We start from the raw sequence: 22,253 nt of genomic DNA, 5'->3' as shown, positions 1-22,253 counted from the left end.
GAGTGAGTTTTCAGATGCTGATAGAGAAACCGAGTGTCCCTAGTAGCTTTCCGACCTCCCGCTCCAATCGTGCCAGCGTCGGAAGCAATCGTTCCTCTTGATGCGTCGGCAGCGAGAATCCGATGGCCATCGCGGTGTTCCCGGCCATGAGCGGAATCGCCGCGCACACCGTGCCTAGCGCGTACTCCTGATGCTCCAGAACCGGTTGCATCCGGTCGACCGCGGCCAGCCGTCGCAGAAAGGCGTCCTCGCTGCGCACCGAGTACGGCGTCACGTACTGGATCGGATGCCGGTCCAGATGATCGCGCCGCGCCTTCTCCCCGAGCTGTGACAACAGGCATTGGCCGATCGCGTGGGCGTGCCCGGTCTCCCGGAAGTCGGCCCACTCCTCGACCGCGGGATGCGCGGGGGTGTCGGCCACCGCGACGATCTCGATCTCCCCTTCGCGGTACACCGCGAGATACACGGGCGCGCCGAGGGTGTCACGGCAGTACGCGAGCGCGTCGTTGATCATGCCGCGACGATTCTGCTGAACCGCCGCACCGCCCAGCCTCTCGGCCGCCTCCGCCAGCAGATAGACCCCGCGGTCCCGGCGGACATAGCCCTCATGGGCGAGCGTGCGCAGCAGGTGGTACGCGGTGGGGAGCGCGACCTCGGCCTCGCGCGCCAGTTGCTTGGCGGGCGCGCCGCCCGGATGCCCGGCCGCCGCCTCCAGCAATCGCAAGGCACGCTGGACGGAGCCGATCAGGGTCGGAGCTGGATCAACCGGGGCCAAGGCACACTCCCGTGGCGATTGGAGGTCCAACCGGACTCTAGTCGTCCGATCCGGACTATCCTCCCCCGGAGGGCAAACTTCCCTCTGCCGGGGGACCACGGCCACCGGCGCGTACCGGCGTGTCCGGCCGTCCCGCCCGATCCCGGTCCGGCCGACGAGCGGTCCCGGCCCCCCGCGCACCCCGGCCCACCTGTGGCCCAGGCATGCCTGCCGCCCCGGACTATGGCCACCGCGGGCCACCAGCGGCCCTGTTCACCGAGCCGCCCGGGCTACCGAGCCGCCCTGACCACCGAACCGCCAGGACTACCGACCGCCGCGGCCTACCAACCGCTCCGTGCGGATGTCGACGCCGTGAACTTCCGCACGACATAGATCAGCCCGGCCACGGCCGCGACCAGCGCCAGCGCCTTGAAGAGCAGGCCGACGAGGACCGAGAGCACCCCGACGATCAGTCCGCCGAACACGAACAGCGCGACGACCGGCACCACGACCCATTTCACCCACCACGGCATGCCCGCGAAGATCTCCCGCACAGTCCTGTCCTTCCACTTCGCGCGCCGTCCTTCGGCAGCGCCGCACCGGCCCGTACCCGGTCGGGACCCGGTGTCCGGCCCGCCCGGCCGCCGCACGACCGGTGCGGACGGGCGTCCCGGGAGGGACGGGTCCCCTGGTACGTGCCTTCGATGCTAGGACGCGTGAGCGCCGGGCGGACGCCGCGGAGCCCTTGTCCTCCCCTGACCGCACCCTGACGGAACCCCGAGAACGGAGCTCAGCCTTCCGGTGGGGAGAAGACCACCATCACCCGCAGGTCCTCGGTGATGTGGTGGAACTTGTGCGGAACCCCCGCCGGTACGTAGACCACGCTGCCCCGGGCCACCAGGGTCGTCTCCATCCCCACGGTGATCGACGCCCGTCCGCTCACCACGAAGTACACCTCGTCCTGGCCGTGCGGCTGCTGCGGATCGGCCGCACCCGCGTCCAGCGCGTAGAGGCCGACCGACATGTTCCGCTCGCGCAGGAACTGGAGATACGCCCCGTCGTTCGTGGCCCGCTCGATCTCCAGCTCTTCCAGCCGGAATGCCTTCATGGTCCTCTGTCCGTCCTTGTCCGCTCCGGGAGCCGCCCCCGCGATGCCCGCGTTCTCCTCCGCGCCGGGTCAACCGCCGGGCGCGTCTGTCACGATCAGACACATGATGAATTTTCTGGTCAAGACGATCGCCAACGCGGGGGCCCTGGCCGTCGCGATCTGGCTGCTGGACAAGATCACCCTCACCGGCGACAGCACGGGCGCCAGGGCGCTCACGCTGATCGTCGTCGCGCTGATCTTCGGCCTGGTGAACATCCTCGTCAAGCCTGTGGTGCAGATCCTGACCTTCCCCCTGTTCATTCTCACCCTCGGGCTGATCACACTGATCGTGAACGCCCTGATGCTGCTGCTCACCTCCTGGGTCGCCGACCTGCTGGACGTCGGCTTCCATGTCGAGGGCTTCTGGACCGCCGTGCTCGGCGCGTTGATCATCTCCATCGTGTCCTGGGCGCTGAACGTCGTCCTGCCCGACGACAAGAGCTGACCCCGGCCCGTCCGGCCCGGCCGTGCGTCCGGCGGGGTGCCACCACCCCCGCCGTCCCGTCCCGCCCCGACATGACCGACCCTGGTGGCGGAGGCGTCGGCGGACGCGTGCCGTGTCCGGCGGCGCCCGGGACCGCGGGCGGGAACCCGCTCACGGCGGCTACCCGGGCGGTGGAACGCCGCAGTACAGCGAGGAAGGCGGTTCGGGATGGCAGCGGACGGTACGGAACGGACTCCGGCCCGGGACGCGGCGGGCGGTACGGGACCGGTCCCGGCCGGGGACGGCACACGCGCGGTACGGGCCGGGCTGCCGGACCCCGTGAAGCATGAGCCCGCGCTCCCCGGGCCCGTCTTCGCCGCGCACTTCCATCTGCCGGGCGACGCGACGGGCCCGTACCGCTACGGACGGGACGAGAACCCCACCTGGACCCTGCTGGAGCGGGCCATCAGCGAGCTGGAGGCCCCCTTCGGGGTGGCCGGCCAACCCGGCCCGAACGCCGCGACCGCGGGGGAGAGCGCGGACGGCGGGCCCGCCGAGACGCTGGTGTTCGCCTCGGGCATGGCCGCGATCTCGGCGACCCTCTTCTCCCAGCTGCGCGCGGGGGACACCGTGGTCCTGCCCGCCGACGGCTACCAGGTCCTGCCGCTCGTCCGGGAGCAGCTCACCGCGTACGGCATCGAGGTGCGGACCGCGCCGACCGCCGGGGACGCCCAGCTCGATGTCCTCGACGGGGCACGGCTGCTCTGGATCGAGACGCCGTCGAACCCCGGGCTCGACGTCTGCGATCTGCGCCGGATGATCGACACCGCGCACGCCCAGGGCACCCTGGTCGCCGTCGACAACACCCTGGCGACCCCACTGGGCCAGCGCCCGCTGGAGCTTGGCGCGGACTTCTCCGTGGCCAGCGCCACCAAGCAGCTGACCGGGCACGGCGATGTCCTGCTCGGCTATGTCTCGTGCCGTGACAGCGCGACCGCCACCGCCGTACGCCGCTGGCGCAAGATCATCGGCGCGATCCCCGGCCCCATGGAGGCCTGGCTGGCGCACCGTTCGCTGGCCACGCTCCAGCTCCGCGCGGACCGGCAGTGCACGACCGCGCTCACGGTCGCCGAAGCGCTGCGGACCCGGCCCGAGGTGTCCGGGCTGCGCTATCCGGGACTGCCCGACGATCCCGCGCACCCCGTCGCCGCCCGGCAGATGCGGCGCTTCGGCTGTGTGGTGTCCTTCACCCTGCCGTCCCGTGAGCACGCCGAGCGCTTTCTCGACGCGCTGACCCTGGTCGACGACGCCACCAGTTTCGGCGGGGTCCGCTCCACCGCGGAACGCCGTCGCCGCTGGGGCGGGGACCCCGTTCCGGAGGGTTTCATCCGGCTCTCCGTCGGCATCGAGGACCCCGATGACCTGGTACGGGACATCCTGAACGCCCTGGACCAGCTGACCGTCTGACAGCTGCGTTCCCTGGCCCGGCGCGACGGCGCCGGGCCCGCGCCGCGCCTCATACACGTACGTCCGTAGGGCCCTGGACGGAGCGGACGGCCCGAGCCTCCCCCCTCGTGGCTCGGACCGCCGGTCGCGGTTCAACGCGCGAAGAACCGCGCGACCAAGGCTAGTTGACCCTGTGTCGGTGTCCAATCACCGTAGCGACAGCGACCTATCGACATATTTATAGTGGGCCGTCCGATCACCACGGGGACCGGAGGAGGCGCACGATGGACCTGGCTCTGCTGCGCACCTTCGTGACCGTGCACCGGGCGGGTTCCTTCACCCGGGCCGCCGCCCTGCTCGGACTCTCGCAGCCCGCCGTCACCTCACAGATCCGGACGCTGGAACGCCAGCTCGGCCGACCCCTGTTCCTGCGCCAGGCGCGCGGTGTCACCCCCACGTCCATCGGTGACGAACTGGCCCACAAGGCCGCCCCCCATCTCGACGCCCTGGCCGAGATCGCCGAGACAGGGCTGGACGGGGAGTACACACCCCGGACCCTCCATCTCGCGGGCCCGCCCGAGTTCACCGCCGAGCGCGCACTCCCCTCGCTGGCCACCATGACCGGACAGGACGGCCGGAGCTTCGCGCTACGCGCCTCCTTCGGCACCGCCGAGGACTCCCTGGAGGGTCTCGCCGCCGGGCACCACGATCTGGCCATCTCGACAGCCCGGCCGCGCGGCAGCCTGCTCACCGCGACGGCGCTGTGCGACGAGGAGCATGTACTGATCGCGGCTCCCCGCTGGGCCGCCCGGCTCGGCCCCGGCCGGCTGCGCCGCAAGGGCGTCCAGGCCTTGGCGCACCTGCCCGTGGTCGAGGTCCATGAGTCCCTGCCCTTCGTGACCCGCTACTGGGCCACCGTCTTCGACGCGGTCCCGGCCGCCTCGGGCACGGTGGTGGTCCCCGATCTGCGGGCCGTTCTGTCCTGCGCCCGGGCGGGGGCCGGCCTCGCGGTCGTACCTCGCTATCTCACCGCCCCGGCGCTGGCCCGTGGAGAGGTGGTCGCCCTGCTGGAACCTGCGGTACCGCCCCTGCGCACCTACTTCCTGGTGGTGCGCACGGGGACCCTGTCCATGCCGCATATCGCCCGGGCCCATGAGTGGCTGCTGCGAGCTGGAACAGGCTGGGACTGAGCGGGTCGGGACACCGTGATCGGCATGCGATGTTTCACGTGGAACCAGCCGGGCCACATTTCCCCCATGAAGGTCCGCCCCGTGGTCAAACGCACCGCCCGCGCCATCCTGCTCGACGGCGACGACCTGGTCCTGATCAAGCGGACCAAGCCCGGGGTCGACCCGTACTGGCTCACCCCCGGTGGCGGGGTGGAAACCAGCGATGCCACCGTCGTCGACGCCCTGCACCGCGAGGTCCATGAGGAGCTCGGCGCCAAGATCACCGATGTCGTCCCCTGCTTCGTGGACACCGTCGAGCACATCGGCGAGGACGGCGGCGCGACCGGAGTGAAGGTGCAGCACTTCTTCGTCTGCCGACTGGCGTCGATGGACGTCTCCCTGCGGCACGGCCCCGAGATCGACGAGCCCTGCGGGGAGTACGAGATCGTACGGGTGCCGTTCACCCGGGTCGGGATCGCCTCGGTGCATCTCGTACCGCTGTCGCTACGGCACTACCTGGACGGCAACATCGAAGGCGTACGCGCCATGCACGCACCTGACCTGGCCTGAGCTGCGCTACCGGGGCCGGACTCGCGTCGGCGCGGGGCCCGCTCCGAGGTCGCGTCGGGGCTTGGCGTCGGGTCCGGGGCCGGGGCCGAGGGACGGGACGGCTTGGCGCGGTCGGTTCAGGAGCCCGCCTCAGGAGCCCGCCGCGACCAGTTCCTCCACGGAGTCGTGCCGTATGCGGCTGACCGGGACCCCGGTGTCCCGCAGCGCGTGGACACCGCTGCGGATCATCCCCGGCGGTCCGGACAAATAGGCGTCGTACTCGTACCAGGGACCGAACTCCCTGACCGCGTCGGGAAGCTGACGGTGCGCCTCGGCGTCGATGAAGGGACGGACCGAGAGCCAGGGGTGCGCCTGCTGGAGCCTCAGCATGGTGTCGATGTCATAGAGATCGATATCGGTGCGGGCTCCGTAGAAGACCTCGACGGACCGGCGGGCCCCGTGCTCGGCGACATCCTCGACCAGGGCCTTGATCGGCGCGATCCCGGTTCCCCCGCCCACGCACAGCAGCCCGCTGCGGGTGGTGTGGTCGACGGTCATCGACCCGGTGGGCGGACCCAGTCTCAGCACATCGCCCGGACGTGCCCGGTGCACCAGGGCGTTGGAGACCCAGCCCGCCGGGACGGCCTTCACATGGAAGGACAGCAGCCCGTCGGCGCGTGGGGCCGACGCGAAGGAGTAGTGCCGCCAGACCCGGGGCCACCAGGGCGTCTCCACACCGGCGTACTGGCCCGCCAGGAAGGGATAGGGCTGATCGGGGCGGACGGTGATGACAGCGATGTCCGGGGTCCGCAGCTCGTGCGCCACCACCTCGGCGTACCACCAGGCGGGCGCGCGCAGTTCGTCGGCGGCAGCCGCGTCGATCATGATCTGCGAGATCGTCGTATAGGTACGGACCCAGGCCGCCTGGCACTCCTCGCCCCACGAGTCGGTCGCATGGCTCGACAGCGCGCCGATCAGCGCCTCACCGACCGCCGGGTAGTGCTCGGGGCGGGTGCCGTACTTGCGATGCCCGCGCCCGAGGTTCTGGAGGTACTCCACCAGGACATCGGTGTTGTCGATGTGCTCGGCGGCGGTCAGCAGCGCCTTGAGGATCCGGTCCCGCTGGGTGTCCATCGCCGCGGGGAACAAGGACCGCAGATCCGGGTGCCGGAGGAAGAGCAGTGCGTAGAAGTACGAGGTGACCTTGTCGGCGATCGGCTCGATCTCCTCCATGGTCCGACGGACGTGCACGGCGTCGGGGGAGGGCGGGACGGCGTCCGCCGGACCCGTGGGTCCGGCCGGGCCGGTTTCCCCGGGGGCCCCGAGGTCTCCGGACCCACCGGCGGGCCCGAGCCGGTCCCGTCCGACGCGGGACGGTGGCATCGGTGCGGGGACGGGCTTGAGGGTGGCGAACAGATCCGGAGCGGCCGGAGCGGCGGCGGAACCGATGGCTATTCGCGCACGGTCCGGCTCCGTCGCGGGGACCGGCCCCGGGTCCACCACCGGATCGGACGCCTGACCGGACCCAGGCTCGTCCGCCGGTTCCGGTACGGGTTCCGGTACGGGACGGCCGGATGGAGGTACGGGACGGGCGCCTCTGCCGACCGGTCGGAGCGCGGCGATACGGGGCCGCTCCGAGGCCGGGACCTCCTCGGACACCGGCTCAGGGGGCGTTCGTGACGAGAACCAACCGCCTCCCGGCTCGTCGTCGTCCTCACCGGAAGTGCCATTGGCCGACATGGTGGTCGGAGCATCCATTTCTCTGCCTCGCCTCAAGCATCTTTCGGTCGATCCGCGTACTTCTCTGATCGGAAGTCGCCGCTGTCCCCGTACTGTGCCCATCGGTCCACGCCGTGCTCATTGAACCGTGGTTCCCTACCAGGCCGGACGAGTTGGGCCAAAGTGTGACATTGGCCGCAGTCATCACATAGCAGCTTCCCACCCAAGGATTTCCGTATGGGCGCAAAGCGTGAAGTACGGGACGCCGGTCCCCTGCTGCGGCTAAGCTGCCCCGCCCCGCTCCCCCCGGTGACGCAACGGAGCGCGGTCCGTCGAACACGATCCGGAGTCGACGATACCGGTAGCGGCCGAACGCACAAGTACCCCGCACGTCAACGGAATTCCCTCTCGCACGGTAAATGAATTCCTTCCCCGAACAGGCAACCCGCACCTGTTCCTACCCATCAGATATCGACAGTCCGTATCTCCCGCATTCGCTCCGAGCCGCCCGGAAAAGCGGCTTGAGTTCCCTCGGAACCCCTCAGCGCCACGGCTCCAGAGCACTCCTGACCGGGATTCAGCACCTGAAACGGATACGGACCGTGAGCACCCTCACCCCCGGCACCCCCGCATCGGACACCTGCCCCCGTCCGTTCGTGCGTCACGTTTCACGTGAAACCACGCCCTGCGCAGGTACCTTGCCCCTGCCGCGCCGCACGCCTTCAGAGCCCGGGACTCACCGCAGTGGCCGAAAGTTCCGGGCGAGTGCCGCCAAAGCGGTGGACGCCAGGGGGGTACGTCAGACAGCCTGACCAGCGTGTCGACACCTTCCCTTTCCCTCTCCGCGCTCCCCGTCCGCCGACTGACCCCCAGGGACACCACGCTCTGCTCCGACCTCTCACAAGACCGCGACTGGCCGCGGGAAGACCACAAGTGGGGACACCTCCTGACAGCAGGCAGGGGGTACGGCATCGACGCCCCCGATGGCGAAGGCCTCGCCGGCGCCTGCGTGGTGACGTCGTACGGCCCTCCCGGCCGCCCCGACCTCCAGGCGATCGGCATGGTCCTCGTCGCGGAGCGCTACAGCCGCCGGGGGCTGGGACGCCGTCTGATGCGCTACGTCCTGGAGGAGGCGGGGTCGACACCACTCACCTTGCACGCCACCGCGAACGGGCAGCCGCTCTACGAGGAGTTGGGCTTCACCTCGGTGGGCCAGGTCAACACCGTGCGAGGCACCTTCGTCGCCGCCGGGCCGCCCCCCCGTGTGCGCACCCGGCCGGCCACGGGCGAGGATCTGTCGACGATCCTGCGGCTCGACGGTGAGGTGTTCGGGTCGGACCGTACGCATGTGGTCGCGCGCCTTCCCGCGTTCACGGACCGGCTCCGGGTGGCCGAGGACAACGGCCGGATCATCGGGTACGCGGGCATCTGGCCCAACACCGACACCGACGTCATCGGCCCCCTGATCGCCCGTGACACGGAAACCGCCCAGGCCCTCATCACCTCACTCGCGGCGGGCGCGGCACGACCGCTGCGTATCGATGTGGACGTACGGCACGAGGAACTGCTGGCCTGGCTCCGTGCGCAGGGGCTCACCCTGGCGTTCAGCAATGCCGTGATGACCTATGGTCTCGCGGCGTTGCCCGGCGACTGGACCCGGCGGTTCGCCCCGGTGACCGTAGCGGCCGCCTGACAGCCCCCGGCATCTGCCTGAGCCGCCCGGTCGGCACATCCGCCGACCGGGCGGCTGAGGCACCTCACCAGACGGACCGCCCATGTCGGCGGACCGATCGCGAGATCACGCGTTCACCCCCGCACGGCCGCCCTTGCCGCCGGATCGGCCGGCTCATCGCTTGCGGGCGTCCCCCTGACCGAACCCGCCACCGTACGGCTCGGTGCGCCGGTCCGCCGCTCCAGCAAGGCGGACACCAGCGCGAGGACCAACGCGGCCAGGGCGAGCAGGGCGCCCACCCAGTTCGGTGAGGTGTAGCCGAGGCCCGCCGAGATCGTCAGCCCGCCGAGCCACGCCGCGAGGGCGTTGCCGAGGTTGAAGGCACCGATGTTGACGGCGGAGGCGAGGGTCGGCGCTCCCTGGGCATGGTCGAGAACCCGCTTCTGCAACGGCGGCACCGTGGCGAAGCCGAGGGCGCCGACCAGGGTGACGGTCACCGCGGCGGCGGCCTTGTGGTGCGCGGTCACGGTGAACAGGGCGAGCACCAGGGCGAGGGCGCCCAGCGACACCAGGAGCATGGGCATCAGCGCCCGGTCCGCGAACCGGCCGCCGACCAGATTGCCGCCGACCATCCCGACACCGAACAGCACGAGCAGCCAGGTCACCGAGGAGTCGGCGAATCCCGCGGTCTCCGTCATCATCGGAGCGATGTAGGTGATGGCCGCGAAGACCCCGCCGAAGCCCAGCACGGTCATCGCCATGGCCAGCAGTACCTGAGGATCGCGCAGTGCGGTCAGCTCATGGCGCAGTCGTACGCCTTCGGGCCGGGGCAGGTCCGGTACGAGCTTCGCCACACCGAGAAGGCCCACCACGCCGAGCGCGGCGACCAGCACGAACGTCACCCGCCACCCGGCGGTCTGCCCGATGTACGTCCCGAGCGGCACCCCGATCACATTGGCGAGGGTGAGCCCGGTGAACATCATCGCGATGGCCCCGGCCTTCTTGTGCGGCGCGACCAGTTCCGCGGCGACGACCGCGCCGATGCCGAAGAACGCCCCATGGGTGAGTGAGGCGATCACGCGTCCGGTCAGCATCAGACCGAAGACGGGCGCCAGCGCCGAGACCAGATTGCCCACGATGAACAGCCCCATCAGGGCCATCAACATCCGCTTCCGGGGGATCTTGGTGCCCAGCGCGGTCATCAGCGGGGCGCCGAGCAGCACCCCGACGGCGTATCCCGACACCAGATGGCCTGCGGTGGGAATCGAGACGCCGTAGTCGGCCGCGACCTCGGGGAGCAGCCCGAGGATCACGAACTCGGTGGTGCCGATGCCGAAGGCCCCGATGGCCAGGGCCAGAATCGCGAGTGGCATGAGAACGTCGACCTTCCCTACTACTTGCAGGCACACTTAACAGGCGTCCACATTAATTGCAGACGCGTTATATTTGCAAGCGCGGGCTATTGCATGGCTGCCCTATCCTGGGGTCAGCCGCTCGGGACGGAGAAACCACCGCCATGAACGTCACGGACCCCACGCCGACCGCCCTCGCCCAGGGCTGGTGCGCGCTTTCCCTGCTGCACGGCAGGATCGAGACCCATATCGAGCACGCGCTCCAGGCCGGACACGACCTCAGCGTGCGCGAGTACTCGCTGCTGAACACGCTGAGCCGGCAGTACGACGGCCCCGGTGGGCATCTCCAGATGAAGCAGGTAGCGGAGGCCGTCGTGCTCAGCCAGAGCGCCACCACCCGACTGGTGACCCGGCTGGAGAACCGGGGCCTGCTCAACCGCTATCTGTGCCCCACGGACCGGCGCGGCATCTACACCGAAGTCAGCGAGGCGGGGAGCGCGCTGCTGGCCGAGGCCCGCCCCACCCATGACCACGCCCTGCGGGAAGCACTCGGTACCGCCGCCGAGAACCCGGAGCTGGCGCCCCTGGTCCGGGCGGTGGAGGCCGTCCGCACCCCGGAAGCGGTATAGCCCGGGCCCGGCCGCCCGCCCACCGGTCTCCCGCGCGCCCGCCTCCCCACTCGCAGGCCCGCACCACCCAGCTGCCGCCACCATCCAGCTGCCTCACCCACCCGCACCGGGCGCCCGACCGCGCCTCCGGGACACCTGCACCCACGCGGCCAACGGCACCAACCGGTCCCCGTACGACAGGTTCTAGGCTCGCCGCATGAACGACCTCGACATACGTCCGGCCGGTGCCGCCGACATCCAGGCCATCGTGGACATGCTGGCCGATGACCCGCTCGGCGCCCAGCGGGAGTCCCCGGACGACCTCACGCCGTACCTTGCCGCCCATCAGCGGCTCGCCGACGACCCCAACCAGCATCTGATGGTGGCCGTCCGCGCGGACCGGGTCGTGGGCACCCTTCAGCTCACCGTCATCCCCGGACTGTCCCGCAAGGGCGCCGTACGCTCGGTGATCGAGGCCGTCCGGGTCCACGCCGACGAGCGCGGCAGCGGGCTCGGAACGCGGCTGATCGAATGGGCGGTCGAGGAATCCCGCCGCCAGGGCTGCCGGCTGGTTCAGCTCACCTCCGATGCGACCCGGGCAGACGCCCATCGCTTCTATGAGCGGCTCGGCTTCCAGGCATCACACATCGGGTTCAAGCTCGCCCTCTGAGCAACCGCGGGCGGTGCGCTGTTTCACGTGGAACAGCGCACCGCGCGACGGGCCGAGGGAGGGCACAGGCCGGCTACTGCTTGAGCCCGCGCCACCCTTCGGGGTCCACCCCGCCCGGCACGGGCGCCCCCGCGTCGTACGGCTCCCGGGTGAAGACGAACGACCCGATGTCGAGATGACTCGGCGAGCCGTCGGGGCGCCGTACGGCCCGCAGGACCTCACCCGCGAAATAGCCCTCCAGGCCAAGCCAGGTGCCGTCCTCCTGAGCCAGGAAGGGGGACCCGCGTCCGGCCGCGGTCAGCGAGTCCAGTACGAGACCGCCCTCCGCCGCGAGGCGCAGCGCGTAGGGGGACGGGCCCCAGTACCAGGGGCCGGTCAGCTCCAGTTGTCCCTGATCCACCTCGCGCAGCGGACGCCACGGCTGCGGAGGACGGGGTTCGGCCTCGGCCACGATCCGTACGAGATCCACGGCTGCCACGAACACGGCGGGACCGGAGGTGCAGTTGGCCAGGACCACCGCGGTGAGATCGTCGTCGACGCTGGTGAGCAGTGCCGCGAGGAACCCGGGCACCGATCCCCCGTGCCCGACGAACGTCCGCCCCTCGATATGCAGCACCTGCGTCCCCAGGCCGTACGACGCTCCTGACGCGAGGTCCCGCGTCGCGGAGGGCGCCGCCGGGGTCCGCATCTCCCGTACCGACTCCGCGCTCAGCACCCGGTCGTCGCCCCGGGACAGGAACACGGCGAAGCGGGCGAGGTCGGCCGTGGTCGACCACAGCTGACCGGCCGGCGCCATCAGCCCGTAGTCCTCGACGGGTTCGGGCAGCAGCACATCGGCCCAGGGATGCACCGCCCAAGCCTCCGCGTACGGCGCCGAGGGCTGTGCGGCGGTCCGGTGCAGGGCGAGCGGCTCCAGGACCTCACGGCGCAGCACGTCCTCCCAGGAGGCGCCGCGCAGTCGTTCCACCACGGTGCCCAGCAAGGCGTATCCGAGGTTCGAGTAGTGGTGGACCCGTCCGGACGGATGACGGAACGGCTCCTCGCCCAGGATGTCCGCGAGGTGCGGTCGCAACGACCCGGGGGTGCGCTCCCACCAGGGCCCGGGGCTCTCGGCGGCGAGGCCGCCGGCGTGGGCGAGAAGCTGGGCGATGGTCACCTCACCCGCTCCGGTGCCTGGAACGTGCTTCTCCAGGGGGTCCCCCAGGTCCAGCAGACCTTCGTCACGCAGTCGCAGGATCAGCACGGCGGTGAACGTCTTGGTGATCGACCCGATCCGGTACTGGGTGTCCGTACCCGGCGCCTGGCCGTCCGACGCCGAACGCGAGCCGTCCCAGACGATCTCGCCGTCCCGCACCACGGCGGCGGCCACCGACGGCGCCCGGCCTTCGCTCTGGGTGGTCGCGAGGCGGTGCAGCAAGGCGCGACGGGTGGCGGGAAGCAGCTGTTCAGGAGGTGTTGTCATCCTCCCAGTCCAGCCGCTCCGGCCCGTGGAGTCGAGTTCATTTCTTGTGAGGCCGACCTCGCCTACGACTCCTGTTCCCCGTCCCGCCGCCGACGGTAGGTGAGGAACAGCGACCCGCTGCCCAGCACCACACTGTCCGTCAGCGTGAAATGGGCCGGGGCGAAGGGGGTACGCGGTGAGAACAGCGGCATTCCGGAGCCGAGTGTGAGCGGGGCGAGCTTGATGAGCAGCTCATCGATCTCGGAGTAGAGCGCCCCGGCCAGTTCCGAACCGCCGACGAGCCAGATGTCCTTGCCGTCCTCCCGCTTCAACTCCCGCACCCGGGCCACCGGGTCGCCGGCGACGATCTCCACGGCGGAACCGGGAGTCTGCTTCAGCGTGCGCGAGAACACCAGGTGCCGCAGATGCGGGTACGCGTCCGGGACACCGGCGTCGAGCCCGATCTGGAAGGTCTTCCGCCCCTCCAGCGCCGTGTCGAAGCGCGTGCCCTCGGCCGTGATCCCGAGCGCTTCCCGCGCGACCACGGGAAGGATCTCCGGGTAGTGCGCGACCAGGTGCTCGATGTAGTCCGCCGGAATGGGCCAGAAGCCCTCCGGCCCGGTCGGGTCGCCGCCGTCCGGAGCGGTGATGAACCCGTCGATGCTGCTGGCGATGCAGTAGGTCAACTGACGCACAAGACTCCCGTGGTCGCTAAGCACTTCACTTGAAGTGATGCGAACATAGTACTTAGCTTGAAGTGGTGTCAATGCTTCAACACCGCCCGCGCGTGGCAACACCTCATCAGCTCGCCGCTCAGTGCCGCGTGCGGCGGACCGCCCGGATACCTGCCGACGGCGCCGCGCGGATCGCCGACCACCGCGCGCGCCGCGCGCTGCCGGTCCCCTGCGGCTCATGGCAGTGCGGACCCGGCAACAGCGGTGGAGATTCCTGGGCGCGTGGACGAACAGGCCGATCAGCCGCCCCCGACCTCTGACCGATCAGGACCGGAACGGCCTCCGGCCACGAGGCGCGTCACCTGGAGATACGGGCTTCAATACCGTCGAGCAGGAAGTCGAGGCCGGTCCGGAAGGTCTGGTCGGCGTCCAGATGGGCGGCATCGCGCACCACCGTGGCCAGCGCGGGGAACCGGCCGGTGGCGAAGGTCCGCTCCAGATAGGGCCCGAGCGCGGCCTGCCAACGCTTCTCGTCCATCCCGGTGGCCCGCTCGGCACGCCGTTCGGCGATCTCCCGGCGCACCGCGCCGATCGCGTACGCGTTGACCGCGGCGACCACCGGCATGACGACGTCCACGTCCACGTCACCCAGCGCGGCCACCACGGCCTCGCCACTGGCCAGCGCGTGCGGCCCCAGCTGGGGTCGGCCGCCCAGGAGATCGGCGAGCCACTCGTGCTCGTGAGCGGCGTGCCGGGTGGCTTCGGCAAGAGACCGGAGCACCTCCCGCCAGCCGCCCCCGGTCGGCCGGATCTCGGCGTGGACGGCGTCGACCATGAGGTCGAGCAACTCCTCCTTGCCGTCGATGTAGCCGTACAGCCGCATCGGACGGACATCCAGCACGGTGGCGACCTTGCGCAGCGACACCGCGTCCAGGCCGTCCGCGTCGGCCAGCTGGACCGCCGCTCGCACGATCCGCTCCCGGCTCAACGGCGCCGGCACGGGACGATTCGACGGCTCCGGCCTCTCCCACACCAACATGCCGCTCACAGTACATCGCATCGATCGATACAGTGTATCGATGAGTACGGTGTATCGCTTCGGACGGTGCATCGACCCGTACGGCGTATCGAAGGGGCACCCATGACCATCGCCATCGTCGGAGCCGGCCTCGGCGGCCTGGCTCTCGCCCGTGTGCTGCACCTGAACGGTATGGATTCCGTCGTGTACGAACGTGAGACATCACGCGGAGCGCGCGGCCAGGGCGGCATGCTCGACATCCACTCCGGCCAGCGGGCGCTGCGCGAGGCCGGTCTGATCGACCGATTCCACGCGATCGCCCGCGGTGAAGGCCAGGACATGCGCCTTCTCCAGCCGGACGGCACCCTGCTGTTCCAGGAGGACACACCCGACGACGCCCCGCTGGAGCGACCCGAGGTCGACCGCGCCGATCTGCGCGACCTGCTGCTGGACTCCCTCCCCGAGGGGGTGGTGCGCTGGGGGCACGCGTGCGCATCCGCCGACAACGGTCTGCTGCGCTTCGCCGACGGCGGCAGCGCGCCGTATGACCTGCTGGTCGGCGCGGACGGCGCACGGTCCCGGGTCCGCGCGCTGCTCACCGATGCCCGCCCGACGCATATCGGCCAGAATGTCGTCGAGATCGGCATACCCGACATCGATCGCACCCACCCCGGTCTCGCGGCGATGGTCGGGCGCGGCAGCTACTGGGTGCTCGGCGACGGGCTGTCCCTGGCGGCACAGCGCAACGGCGACGGCCGCGTCCGCATCGGGCTCAGCTTCTACAACACCGCAGAGGACTGGTTCGCCACCAGCGAGATCCCGTTCGACGACCCGGCCGCCGCCCGGGCGCGGCTGATCGAGCTGCTCCCCGGCTGGGACCCACGCTTCACCGCGCTGATCGCGGCCTGCGACGACACGGTCGTACCGCGGTCGATCACCACCCTCCCGGTCGGCCTGACCTGGCCGTCGGCGCCGGACGTCACGCTGGTCGGCGATGCCGCGCATCTGATGCCGCCGGTGGGAGAGGGCGCCAACATGGCGCTGCTGGACGGCGCCCTGCTCGGTCGCGCGCTGGCCACCCACCCGGACGACTTCCCCACCGCCGTCAAGGACTACGAACGCGAGATGTTCGCCCGCACCGGCGCTGCCGCCCGGATGTCCGCCGACCTCCAGGAATTGCTGATGTCACCGGACGCCGCCCAGCACATGCTCGCGTTCTTCCGACCCGGCTGAGGGCACTGAGGGCAGCCGCGTACGACCAGGGCGGGGCAGTCGTACGGTCGGCGCGACAGACGACCGTGCCGGGTCTCGCCGTCGGTGACCTGTCGATCTTGCGTGACCTGGGGCGGTCTTGGCTGCCTCACGGTCCAGGCACCCATGATCAATCCTGAATCCGCGGCATTTCCCCGCGAGGGCGAGGCCGAGGCCGGGATCAGGTGGCTTGCCCGGGCCGGCCGAGTACACCACGCTGAGCCCCGAGCACGAGGACTGCCGGCGAACCCGGATCACGCACCGATGAGCTTCCCGCACCGCGCCGGTCTGTACATCGGACACCCACGGACGGAAGGCTGGGCAATGCGGAAACTGATCTACGGCATGAACCTGACCCTGGACGGCTATATCGCCGCGCCCGGCGACGACATCGGCTGGAGTGTGCCGAGCGACGAGCTGTTCCAGTTCTGGTCCGACCAGTTGCGGGCGACCGACCTGACGCTGTACGGGCGCAAGCTGTGGCAGACGATGAGCTCCTACTGGCCGACCGGCGACCAGCAGCCCGACGCCACCCCGGCGGAGATCGAGTACGCGCGCCGCTGGCGGAACATGTCGAAGGTGGTGTTCTCCTCGACGATCGACAAGGTCGACTGGAACACCCGCCTGGTCAGCGGCGACGCGGTCGCCGAGATCACCCGGCTCAAGGCCGAGGACGGCGGCCCGATGGACATCGGCGGCGCGACGCTCGCCGGGGCGGCCATGCGGGCCGGACTGATCGACGAGTACGTGCTGGCCACGGCCCCGGTCCTGGCGGGCGGCGGCACGCCGTTCTTCGCCGCGATGGACAACCAGGTGAACCTCGACCTGGTGGAGACACGGACGTTTCCCGGCGGCGTGGTCCTGAACAGGTACGAGACGAGGCGCTGAGCGGGTGGCGTCAGAAGTCAGGACGGCTGGGCTGTGATTCGCCGGCGGGCGGTGTCCCAGATCTCCTCGAACTGCTCAGAGGTCAGCGTCTCGGGGTCGTGGAAAATCTGAGGCCCTATCGGGGGGTCAGCACACAGAACTCGTGACCGTCGGGGTCGGCCATCACCACCCAGTCGACGTCCCCTTGGCCTATGTCGATGCGCGTTGCCCCGAGGGAGACGAGCCGATCGACCTCCGTCTGCTGGTCACTGCCGGCCGGTGGAGCGAGGTCGAAGTGCAGCCGTTCCTTCCCCGTCTTCGGCATCAGGGGTGGACCACCCCATGTGACCTTCGGACCTCCGTGCGGTGAACGGATCGCGGTCTCCTGGTCCTGGTCCCAGACCAAGGGCCAGCCCAGCGCTCGACTCCAGAAGTACCCGGTCTCCTGCGAACCGTCGCCCGCCAGCGCTCCGATGAATCCGCACTCGGCGAGGAAGCTGTTGCCCGGCTCGATGACACAGAACTCATTGCCCTCGGGGTCGGCGAGCACTACATGCCCCTCTTCCGGGCGTTGCCCGATGTCGATGTGCCGGGCGCCGAGTTGGAGCGCCCTCTCCACCACCTGCTTCTGGTCGTCGAGGGACGTGCTCGTCAGATCGAAGTGCATGTGGTTCTGGCCTGTCTTCCGCTCCTGGGTCGGGAGGAAGCGGAGCCGGAACCCGGTGTCATCGCTGGGAAGCAGTGTGATGCCGTCGGGGGAGTCCTCAGCTGTCTCCCAGCAGAGAAAGTCCGCCCAGAAGCGCGCGAGACGGAGCGGGTCGTGCGCATCGAAGGAGAGCGCGTGCAGGTGAGAAGTCATCCGTAGGTCTCCCGGTGGGGGCAGGCGGGTCGTGCTGGAGCCTGCCCAACCGGTGCCACCCGGTCAACTGGCTAACGCCCAACTACCGCCCACACGGCATGAGTCCCATTCGCCTGTCCAATTGAACACGCAGTGGACATCGTCAGTGGGAAAGGACGCGAGATCTGGGAACCTACAACGGCAGCGGCCTACGTCTGGGCCATGTCGACGAAGCGTGAGTAGTGGCCCTGGAAGGCCACCGTGATGGTCGCGGTCGGGCCGTTTCGGTGCTTGGCGACGATCAGGTCGGCCTCACCGGCGCGCGGCGACTCCTTCTCGTAGGCGTCCTCGCGATGCAGCAGGATCACCATGTCGGCGTCCTGCTCGATGGAACCGGACTCCCGCAGGTCCGAGACCATGGGCTTCTTGTCGGTGCGCTGCTCGGGGCCACGGTTCAGCTGGGACAGCGCGATGACCGGTACCTCCAGCTCCTTGGCCAGCAGCTTCAGATTCCGGGACATGTCCGAGACCTCCTGCTGACGGCTCTCGGCCCGCTTCGAACCACCGGACTGCATGAGCTGGAGATAGTCGATCACGACGAGCCGCAGATCGTTGCGCTGCTTCAGCCGACGGCACTTCGCCCGGATCTCCATCATCGACAGATTGGGGGAGTCGTCGATGTACAGGGGCGCGGCCGAGACATCGGGCATCCGGCGGGCCAGCCGGGTCCAGTCCTCGTCGGTCATGGTGCCCGAGCGCATATGGTGCAGCGCCACCCGCGCCTCGGCGGACAGCAGACGCATCGCGATCTCGTTGCGTCCCATTTCGAGGGAGAAGATCACGCTCGGCAGATTGTTCTTGATCGAGGCGGCGCGGGCGAAGTCCAGCGCCAGTGTGGACTTACCCATCGCGGGCCGGGCCGCGATGACGATCATCTGTCCCGGGTGCAGCCCGTTGGTGAGGGAGTCGAAATCGGTGAACCCGGTCGGGACACCCGTCATCTCCCCGCTGCGTGACCCGATCGCCTCGATCTCGTCGAGCGCGCCTTCCATGATGTCGCCGAGCGGAAGGTAGTCCTCGCTGGTGCGCTGTTCGGTGACCGCGTAGATCTCCGCCTGGGCGCTGTTGACGATCTCGTCGACGTCGCCGTCCGCCGCATACCCCATCTGGGTGATCCGGGTGCCCGCCTCGACCAGACGGCGCAGCACGGCCCGCTCATGGACGATCTCCGCGTAGTACTCGGCGTTCGCCGCCGTGGGCACCGTCTGCACCAGACCGTGCAGATACGAGGCACCGCCCACCTTGGTGATCTCACCGCGCTTGACCAGCTCCGCGGCGACCGTGATCGGGTCGGCGGGCTCCCCCTTCGCGTACAGATCGAGGATCGCCTGGTAGATCGTCTCGTGTGCGGGCCGGTAGAAGTCATGGCCCTTGATGACCTCGACGACGTCGGCGATGGCGTCCTTGGACAGGAGCATGCCGCCGAGCACCGACTGCTCCGCGTCGAGGTCCTGCGGGGGCACCCGCTCGAAGGCGGTTCCGCCGCCCCCCTCCCAGGACCCTTCGCCGCCCCGGTCGTGCCGGTCCTCACGGCCTCGGCCGCGTTCACCTCGCTCACCGCGTTCCCCGCGCTGGCGGGAGACGGGCAGCCGGTCACTGGGACCGCTGTCGGCCCACGGCTCGTCCAAGGGCTCGGAAATGCTCACCGGGCCACCTCCTCCCGTCCGCGGAGCGGACCTCGCCGTGCCCCTCATTCCTACGGCACGACACTGACAAATAAGAGCCCCAACTCCGGTGACGACGCGTCGGTTTTGCGAGCTTTCCGACAGCGGAGGACAGGACGGGCGCCGGACCACGGTAGGCCCGCGGGCACCGTCAGCCAATCTGGTTATCCACAGGCTCTGTGGATAACAGCCCCTACGCTGTGGAGAAGTCGCTGAAAACTGTGCACGACCCGGTGGACAGCGCTGTGAACAAGCACTCGTCCGCCGCAACGGACCCATCCTGACCTGGCACTTTCCCATCCACCGGCTGTGCAGAAGAAAAACTTTCCCAGTCGGAGCAAGATCCGTTCGAGTCGCACGCCACAGCGCGCTCCGGCGTAACGCGAGTAAGGGTCTCAGCTGTCTTGCATCTCTTACCTGTGGACGATTACATTGATGGCCATGACACAGGCTTCCGCGACGACCAAGGCTGCCCGCCGACGGCATGACCGCGAGATCGTCGCGCTCGCCGTTCCCGCGTTCGGCGCCCTCGTCGCCGAACCCTTGTTCCTGATGACCGACAGCGCGATCGTCGGCCATCTCGGCACCGCCCAGCTCGCCGGTCTCGCCATCGCGTCCGCGCTGCTGCTGACCGCGGTGAGCGTCTTCGTCTTCCTCGCCTACGCCACCACCGCCGCGGTCGCCCGCCGGGTCGGCGCGGGGGATCTCCCCGGTGCGATACGCCAGGGCATCGACGGTATCTGGCTCGCCATCCTGCTCGGCGTGGCCGTCACCGCCCTCACCCTGCCCGCCGCGCCCGCCCTGGTCGAGCTCTTCGGCGCCTCCGACACCGCGACTCCCTACGCTCTCACCTATCTGCGGATCTCGGCGCTGGGCATCCCCGCGATGCTGATCGTTCTCGCCGCCACCGGTGTACTGCGGGGCCTTCAGAACACCAGGACCCCGCTCTACGTCGCCATCGGCGGTTTCGCGGCCAACGCTGTCCTCAACGTCGTCCTCGTCTACGGCGCCGGTCTCGGTATCGCCGGTTCGGCCTGGGGCACCGTCATCGCTCAGTACGGGATGGCCGCCGTCTACGGCTTTGTGGTCGTCCGGGGAGCCCGACGCCATGGTGCCTCCCTGCGACCGGACGCAGCGGGGATACGGGCCACCGCCCAGGCAGGAGCTCCGCTCCTCATCCGTACGCTCTCCCTGCGCGCGATCACCATGATCGCCACGGCCGTCGCCGCCCGGCTCGGTGACGCGGATGTGGCCGCCCACCAGATCATCCTGAGCCTCTGGACCCTGCTGGCCTTCGCGCTCGACGCGATCGCCATCGCCGGGCAAGCCATCATCGGGCGCTACCTCGGAGCGAACGATCCCGAGGGAGCCAAGGCGGCCTGCCGCCGCATGGTCGAGTGGGGAGTCGTCTCCGGGATCGTCCTCGGCGTACTGGTGATCGCCACCCGGCCGCTCTTCGTCCCGCTCTTCAGCAGTGACCCTGCCGTACAGAGCGCCGCCCTTCCCGCACTGATCGTCGTGGCGATCGCCCAGCCGATCTGCGGCATCGTCTTCGTCCTGGACGGAGTGCTGATGGGTGCCGGGGACGGTGCCTACCTCGCCTGGGCGATGATCGTCACCCTGGCCGTCTTCACTCCAATGGCTCTGCTGATCCCTGTCTTCGACGGTGGTCTCACCGCCGTCTGGATCACCATGAACGTGATGATGGCGGTACGGATGGTCACCCTCTGGCTCCGTTCCCGCTCCGGCCGCTGGATCGTCACCGGCGCCACCCGCTGAGGCCGCCACCCGCGCCGTCAGGCACCCGCAGTCGGGCACGCCTGGTCACGCACTGATGGGCACGCGCTGATGGGCATGCGCTGACCGGCGCCCGCAGGTGCCGCCGACGGGCACAGGCCGACTGTTCGGGGGGCCGGCAAGGCCGCCGGGTCAGGCATCCGTTCCCCGCCCTTCACCGGCCCGGTGCTGTGTTTCACGTGGAACACAGCACCGGGAACACAGCACCGGGCCCGGTGTTTCACGTGGAACACGGCAGGTGAAGGTCCGCCGCTTCAGGACGAACAGCATCTCTGCCCGCGCCCCGACGTCCCCCGGAGGCCACCAGGAGCCACCAGGAGCCACCAGGGGCCACCAGGGGCCACCAGCCAGGAACAACGAAGTGGGGCCGCACCCGTCAGGGTGCGGCCCCACTCAGTGAGCCTGAACGACGTCAGGCGCAAGGCAACGCTTACGCGGCGATGACCTCGATGTTGACCTTGGCGGCCACCTCGGGGTGCAGTCGCACGGACGTCGCGTGGGCGCCCAGCGTCTTGATCGGCGTGCCCAGCTCGATGCGGCGCTTGTCGACCTCGGGACCACCGGCGGCCTTGATCGCCGAAGCGACGTCGGCCGGGGTGACGGACCCGAAGAGACGACCGGCGTCGCCGGAGCGGACGGCCAGACGGACCTTGACGCCCTCAAGGCGCGCCTTGATCTCGTTGGCCTGCTCGATCGTCGCGATCTCGTGGATCTTGCGAGCACGACGGATCTGCGCGACGTCCTTCTCGCCACCCTTGGTCCAGCGGATCGCAAAGTTCCGCGGGATCAGGTAGTTGCGAGCGTAACCGTCCTTGACGTCCACGACGTCGCCCGCGGCACCGAGGCCGGAGACCTCGTGGGTGAGGATGATCTTCATGTTTCGGTCACCCTTCCCTTATCGCGCGGTGGAGGTGTAGGGCAGCAGCGCCATCTCACGGCTGTTCTTCACGGCCGTGGCGACGTCACGCTGGTGCTGCGTGCAGTTGCCGGTCACGCGGCGGGCACGGATCTTGCCGCGGTCGGAAATGAACTTCCGCAGCATGTTCGTGTCCTTGTAGTCCACGTACGTGACCTTGTCCTTGCAGAATGCGCAGACCTTCTTCTTAGGCTTGCGCACAGGCGGCTTCGCCATG

22 protein-coding genes are annotated in these 22,253 nt (G+C 69.7%); 10 read left to right on the top strand and 12 right to left on the bottom strand.

The genetic code is table 11. The features are described 5' to 3' along the window. Positions 1-10 precede the first annotated feature (10 nt). The 3 genes from AB852_RS13250 to AB852_RS13240 form a co-directional block, all read right to left on the bottom strand. Positions 11-775: an IclR family transcriptional regulator gene (locus tag AB852_RS13250; RefSeq protein ID WP_073787297.1), complete on the bottom strand. Its 765-nt coding sequence runs from the start codon at positions 773-775 to the stop codon at positions 11-13. Positions 776-1,095: 320 nt separating this feature from the next. Next, positions 1,096-1,308 (bottom strand): DUF5326 family protein, encoded by a 213-nt coding sequence (locus AB852_RS13245; protein WP_073787295.1) that lies wholly within the window; start codon positions 1,306-1,308, stop codon positions 1,096-1,098. A gap of 236 nt (positions 1,309-1,544) precedes the next feature. Beyond that, entirely contained in the window at positions 1,545-1,862 is a 318-nt protein-coding gene (locus AB852_RS13240) for a cupin domain-containing protein (protein ID WP_073787293.1), read from the bottom strand. A gap of 103 nt (positions 1,863-1,965) precedes the next feature. On the opposite strand from AB852_RS13240, the gene AB852_RS13235 reads away from it, so the two are divergent. From AB852_RS13235 to AB852_RS13220, 4 genes are all read left to right on the top strand, one after another. Further along, positions 1,966-2,346: a phage holin family protein gene (locus AB852_RS13235; RefSeq protein WP_073787291.1), complete on the top strand. Its 381-nt coding sequence runs from the start codon at positions 1,966-1,968 to the stop codon at positions 2,344-2,346. A gap of 207 nt (positions 2,347-2,553) precedes the next feature. Continuing rightward, positions 2,554-3,792 carry a cystathionine gamma-lyase gene (locus AB852_RS13230; RefSeq protein ID WP_073787289.1) on the top strand — a complete coding sequence of 413 codons (1,239 nt, stop codon included), beginning with the start codon at positions 2,554-2,556 and terminating at the stop codon, positions 3,790-3,792. A 263-nt stretch (positions 3,793-4,055) separates the two neighbouring features. Then, entirely contained in the window at positions 4,056-4,961 is a 906-nt protein-coding gene (locus tag AB852_RS13225) for a LysR family transcriptional regulator (RefSeq protein ID WP_073787287.1), read from the top strand. Between the two features lie 66 nt (positions 4,962-5,027). Beyond that, the gene (locus tag AB852_RS13220) at positions 5,028-5,510 is read left to right on the top strand and encodes an NUDIX domain-containing protein (RefSeq protein ID WP_073787285.1); all 483 of its coding nucleotides are present in this window, start codon (positions 5,028-5,030) and stop codon (positions 5,508-5,510) included. Positions 5,511-5,639: 129 nt separating this feature from the next. On the opposite strand, the gene AB852_RS13215 is transcribed toward AB852_RS13220, so the two are convergent. Further along, the gene (locus AB852_RS13215; protein ID WP_073787283.1) at positions 5,640-7,247 is read right to left on the bottom strand and encodes a globin domain-containing protein; all 1,608 of its coding nucleotides are present in this window, start codon (positions 7,245-7,247) and stop codon (positions 5,640-5,642) included. A 778-nt stretch (positions 7,248-8,025) separates the two neighbouring features. On the opposite strand from AB852_RS13215, the gene AB852_RS13210 reads away from it, so the two are divergent. Continuing rightward, positions 8,026-8,901 (top strand): GNAT family N-acetyltransferase, encoded by an 876-nt coding sequence (locus AB852_RS13210; protein WP_073787281.1) that lies wholly within the window; start codon positions 8,026-8,028, stop codon positions 8,899-8,901. 113 nt (positions 8,902-9,014) lie between these two features. Here the strand turns inward: AB852_RS13210 and AB852_RS13205 are convergent, their stop codons facing one another. Continuing rightward, positions 9,015-10,253: an MFS transporter gene (locus AB852_RS13205; protein ID WP_073787279.1), complete on the bottom strand. Its 1,239-nt coding sequence runs from the start codon at positions 10,251-10,253 to the stop codon at positions 9,015-9,017. 143 nt (positions 10,254-10,396) lie between these two features. Here AB852_RS13205 and AB852_RS13200 point away from each other — a divergent pair, with 143 nt between their 5' ends. Next, the gene (locus AB852_RS13200; protein ID WP_073787277.1) at positions 10,397-10,861 is read left to right on the top strand and encodes a MarR family winged helix-turn-helix transcriptional regulator; all 465 of its coding nucleotides are present in this window, start codon (positions 10,397-10,399) and stop codon (positions 10,859-10,861) included. Positions 10,862-11,057: 196 nt separating this feature from the next. Next, entirely contained in the window at positions 11,058-11,510 is a 453-nt protein-coding gene (locus tag AB852_RS13195) for a GNAT family N-acetyltransferase (RefSeq protein ID WP_073787275.1), read from the top strand. 73 nt (positions 11,511-11,583) lie between these two features. On the opposite strand, the gene AB852_RS13190 is transcribed toward AB852_RS13195, so the two are convergent. From AB852_RS13190 to AB852_RS13180, 3 genes are all read right to left on the bottom strand, one after another. Continuing rightward, the gene (locus AB852_RS13190; protein WP_073787273.1) at positions 11,584-12,972 is read right to left on the bottom strand and encodes a serine hydrolase domain-containing protein; all 1,389 of its coding nucleotides are present in this window, start codon (positions 12,970-12,972) and stop codon (positions 11,584-11,586) included. Between the two features lie 62 nt (positions 12,973-13,034). Next, complete coding sequence (locus tag AB852_RS13185) at positions 13,035-13,646, bottom strand: dihydrofolate reductase family protein (protein ID WP_073787271.1); 612 nt, start codon at positions 13,644-13,646, stop codon at positions 13,035-13,037. Between the two features lie 337 nt (positions 13,647-13,983). Continuing rightward, positions 13,984-14,664 (bottom strand): TetR/AcrR family transcriptional regulator, encoded by a 681-nt coding sequence (locus AB852_RS13180; protein ID WP_073787269.1) that lies wholly within the window; start codon positions 14,662-14,664, stop codon positions 13,984-13,986. Between the two features lie 102 nt (positions 14,665-14,766). Here AB852_RS13180 and AB852_RS13175 point away from each other — a divergent pair, with 102 nt between their 5' ends. Together AB852_RS13175 and AB852_RS13170 are read left to right on the top strand one after the other, a co-directional pair. Beyond that, on the top strand, positions 14,767-15,876 hold the full coding sequence (locus tag AB852_RS13175) for an FAD-dependent oxidoreductase (RefSeq protein WP_073787267.1): 1,110 nt from the start codon (positions 14,767-14,769) through the stop codon (positions 15,874-15,876). A 342-nt stretch (positions 15,877-16,218) separates the two neighbouring features. Beyond that, on the top strand, positions 16,219-16,782 hold the full coding sequence (locus AB852_RS13170) for a dihydrofolate reductase family protein (RefSeq protein WP_073787265.1): 564 nt from the start codon (positions 16,219-16,221) through the stop codon (positions 16,780-16,782). Between the two features lie 115 nt (positions 16,783-16,897). Here the strand turns inward: AB852_RS13170 and AB852_RS13165 are convergent, their stop codons facing one another. Further along, entirely contained in the window at positions 16,898-17,620 is a 723-nt protein-coding gene (locus AB852_RS13165; protein WP_073787263.1) for a VOC family protein, read from the bottom strand. Positions 17,621-17,808: 188 nt separating this feature from the next. Beyond that, a complete protein-coding gene (gene dnaB, locus AB852_RS13160; RefSeq protein WP_073787261.1) occupies positions 17,809-19,305 on the bottom strand; it encodes a replicative DNA helicase in 1,497 nt (498 codons plus the stop codon). A gap of 459 nt (positions 19,306-19,764) precedes the next feature. Between dnaB and AB852_RS13155 the strand changes: the two genes are divergently transcribed. Beyond that, positions 19,765-21,102, top strand: a complete 1,338-nt coding sequence (locus AB852_RS13155) for an MATE family efflux transporter (protein ID WP_178391003.1) — start codon at positions 19,765-19,767, stop codon at positions 21,100-21,102. Positions 21,103-21,550: 448 nt separating this feature from the next. Here AB852_RS13155 and rplI read toward each other — a convergent pair whose 3' ends face one another. After that, positions 21,551-21,997, bottom strand: a complete 447-nt coding sequence (rplI, locus tag AB852_RS13150) for a 50S ribosomal protein L9 (RefSeq protein WP_073787257.1) — start codon at positions 21,995-21,997, stop codon at positions 21,551-21,553. Between the two features lie 18 nt (positions 21,998-22,015). Continuing rightward, positions 22,016-22,252, bottom strand: a complete 237-nt coding sequence (gene rpsR, locus AB852_RS13145; RefSeq protein WP_003949403.1) for a 30S ribosomal protein S18 — start codon at positions 22,250-22,252, stop codon at positions 22,016-22,018. Between the last annotated feature and the right edge of the window lies 1 nt (position 22,253).

The organism is Streptomyces uncialis (genome assembly GCF_001905345.1).
GTDB classification, from domain to species: Bacteria; Actinomycetota; Actinomycetes; order Streptomycetales; family Streptomycetaceae; genus Streptomyces; species Streptomyces uncialis.
This window is presented reverse-complemented; position numbering and strand designations above follow the sequence as displayed.

Bases quoted from the DNA above. Each gene is read 5' to 3' on its own strand.
- rplI (WP_073787257.1), bottom strand. From the start codon at position 21,997: ATGAAGATCATCCTCACCCACGAGGTCTCCGGCCTCGGTGCCGCGGGC.
- AB852_RS13225 (WP_073787287.1), top strand. From the start codon at position 4,056: ATGGACCTGGCTCTGCTGCGCACCTTCGTGACCGTGCACCGGGCGGGT.
- AB852_RS13215 (WP_073787283.1), bottom strand. From the start codon at position 7,247: ATGGATGCTCCGACCACCATGTCGGCCAATGGCACTTCCGGTGAGGAC.
- rpsR (WP_003949403.1), bottom strand. From the start codon at position 22,252: ATGGCGAAGCCGCCTGTGCGCAAGCCTAAGAAGAAGGTCTGCGCATTC.
- AB852_RS13220 (WP_073787285.1), top strand. From the start codon at position 5,028: ATGAAGGTCCGCCCCGTGGTCAAACGCACCGCCCGCGCCATCCTGCTC.
- AB852_RS13205 (WP_073787279.1), bottom strand. From the start codon at position 10,253: ATGCCACTCGCGATTCTGGCCCTGGCCATCGGGGCCTTCGGCATCGGC.
- AB852_RS13165 (WP_073787263.1), bottom strand. From the start codon at position 17,620: ATGACTTCTCACCTGCACGCGCTCTCCTTCGATGCGCACGACCCGCTC.
- AB852_RS13200 (WP_073787277.1), top strand. From the start codon at position 10,397: ATGAACGTCACGGACCCCACGCCGACCGCCCTCGCCCAGGGCTGGTGC.
- AB852_RS13230 (WP_073787289.1), top strand. From the start codon at position 2,554: ATGGCAGCGGACGGTACGGAACGGACTCCGGCCCGGGACGCGGCGGGC.
- AB852_RS13240 (WP_073787293.1), bottom strand. From the start codon at position 1,862: ATGAAGGCATTCCGGCTGGAAGAGCTGGAGATCGAGCGGGCCACGAAC.
- AB852_RS13175 (WP_073787267.1), top strand. From the start codon at position 14,767: ATGACCATCGCCATCGTCGGAGCCGGCCTCGGCGGCCTGGCTCTCGCC.
- AB852_RS13180 (WP_073787269.1), bottom strand. From the start codon at position 14,664: ATGTTGGTGTGGGAGAGGCCGGAGCCGTCGAATCGTCCCGTGCCGGCG.
- AB852_RS13235 (WP_073787291.1), top strand. From the start codon at position 1,966: ATGATGAATTTTCTGGTCAAGACGATCGCCAACGCGGGGGCCCTGGCC.
- AB852_RS13190 (WP_073787273.1), bottom strand. From the start codon at position 12,972: ATGACAACACCTCCTGAACAGCTGCTTCCCGCCACCCGTCGCGCCTTG.
- AB852_RS13195 (WP_073787275.1), top strand. From the start codon at position 11,058: ATGAACGACCTCGACATACGTCCGGCCGGTGCCGCCGACATCCAGGCC.
- AB852_RS13155 (WP_178391003.1), top strand. From the start codon at position 19,765: ATGACACAGGCTTCCGCGACGACCAAGGCTGCCCGCCGACGGCATGAC.
- AB852_RS13170 (WP_073787265.1), top strand. From the start codon at position 16,219: ATGCGGAAACTGATCTACGGCATGAACCTGACCCTGGACGGCTATATC.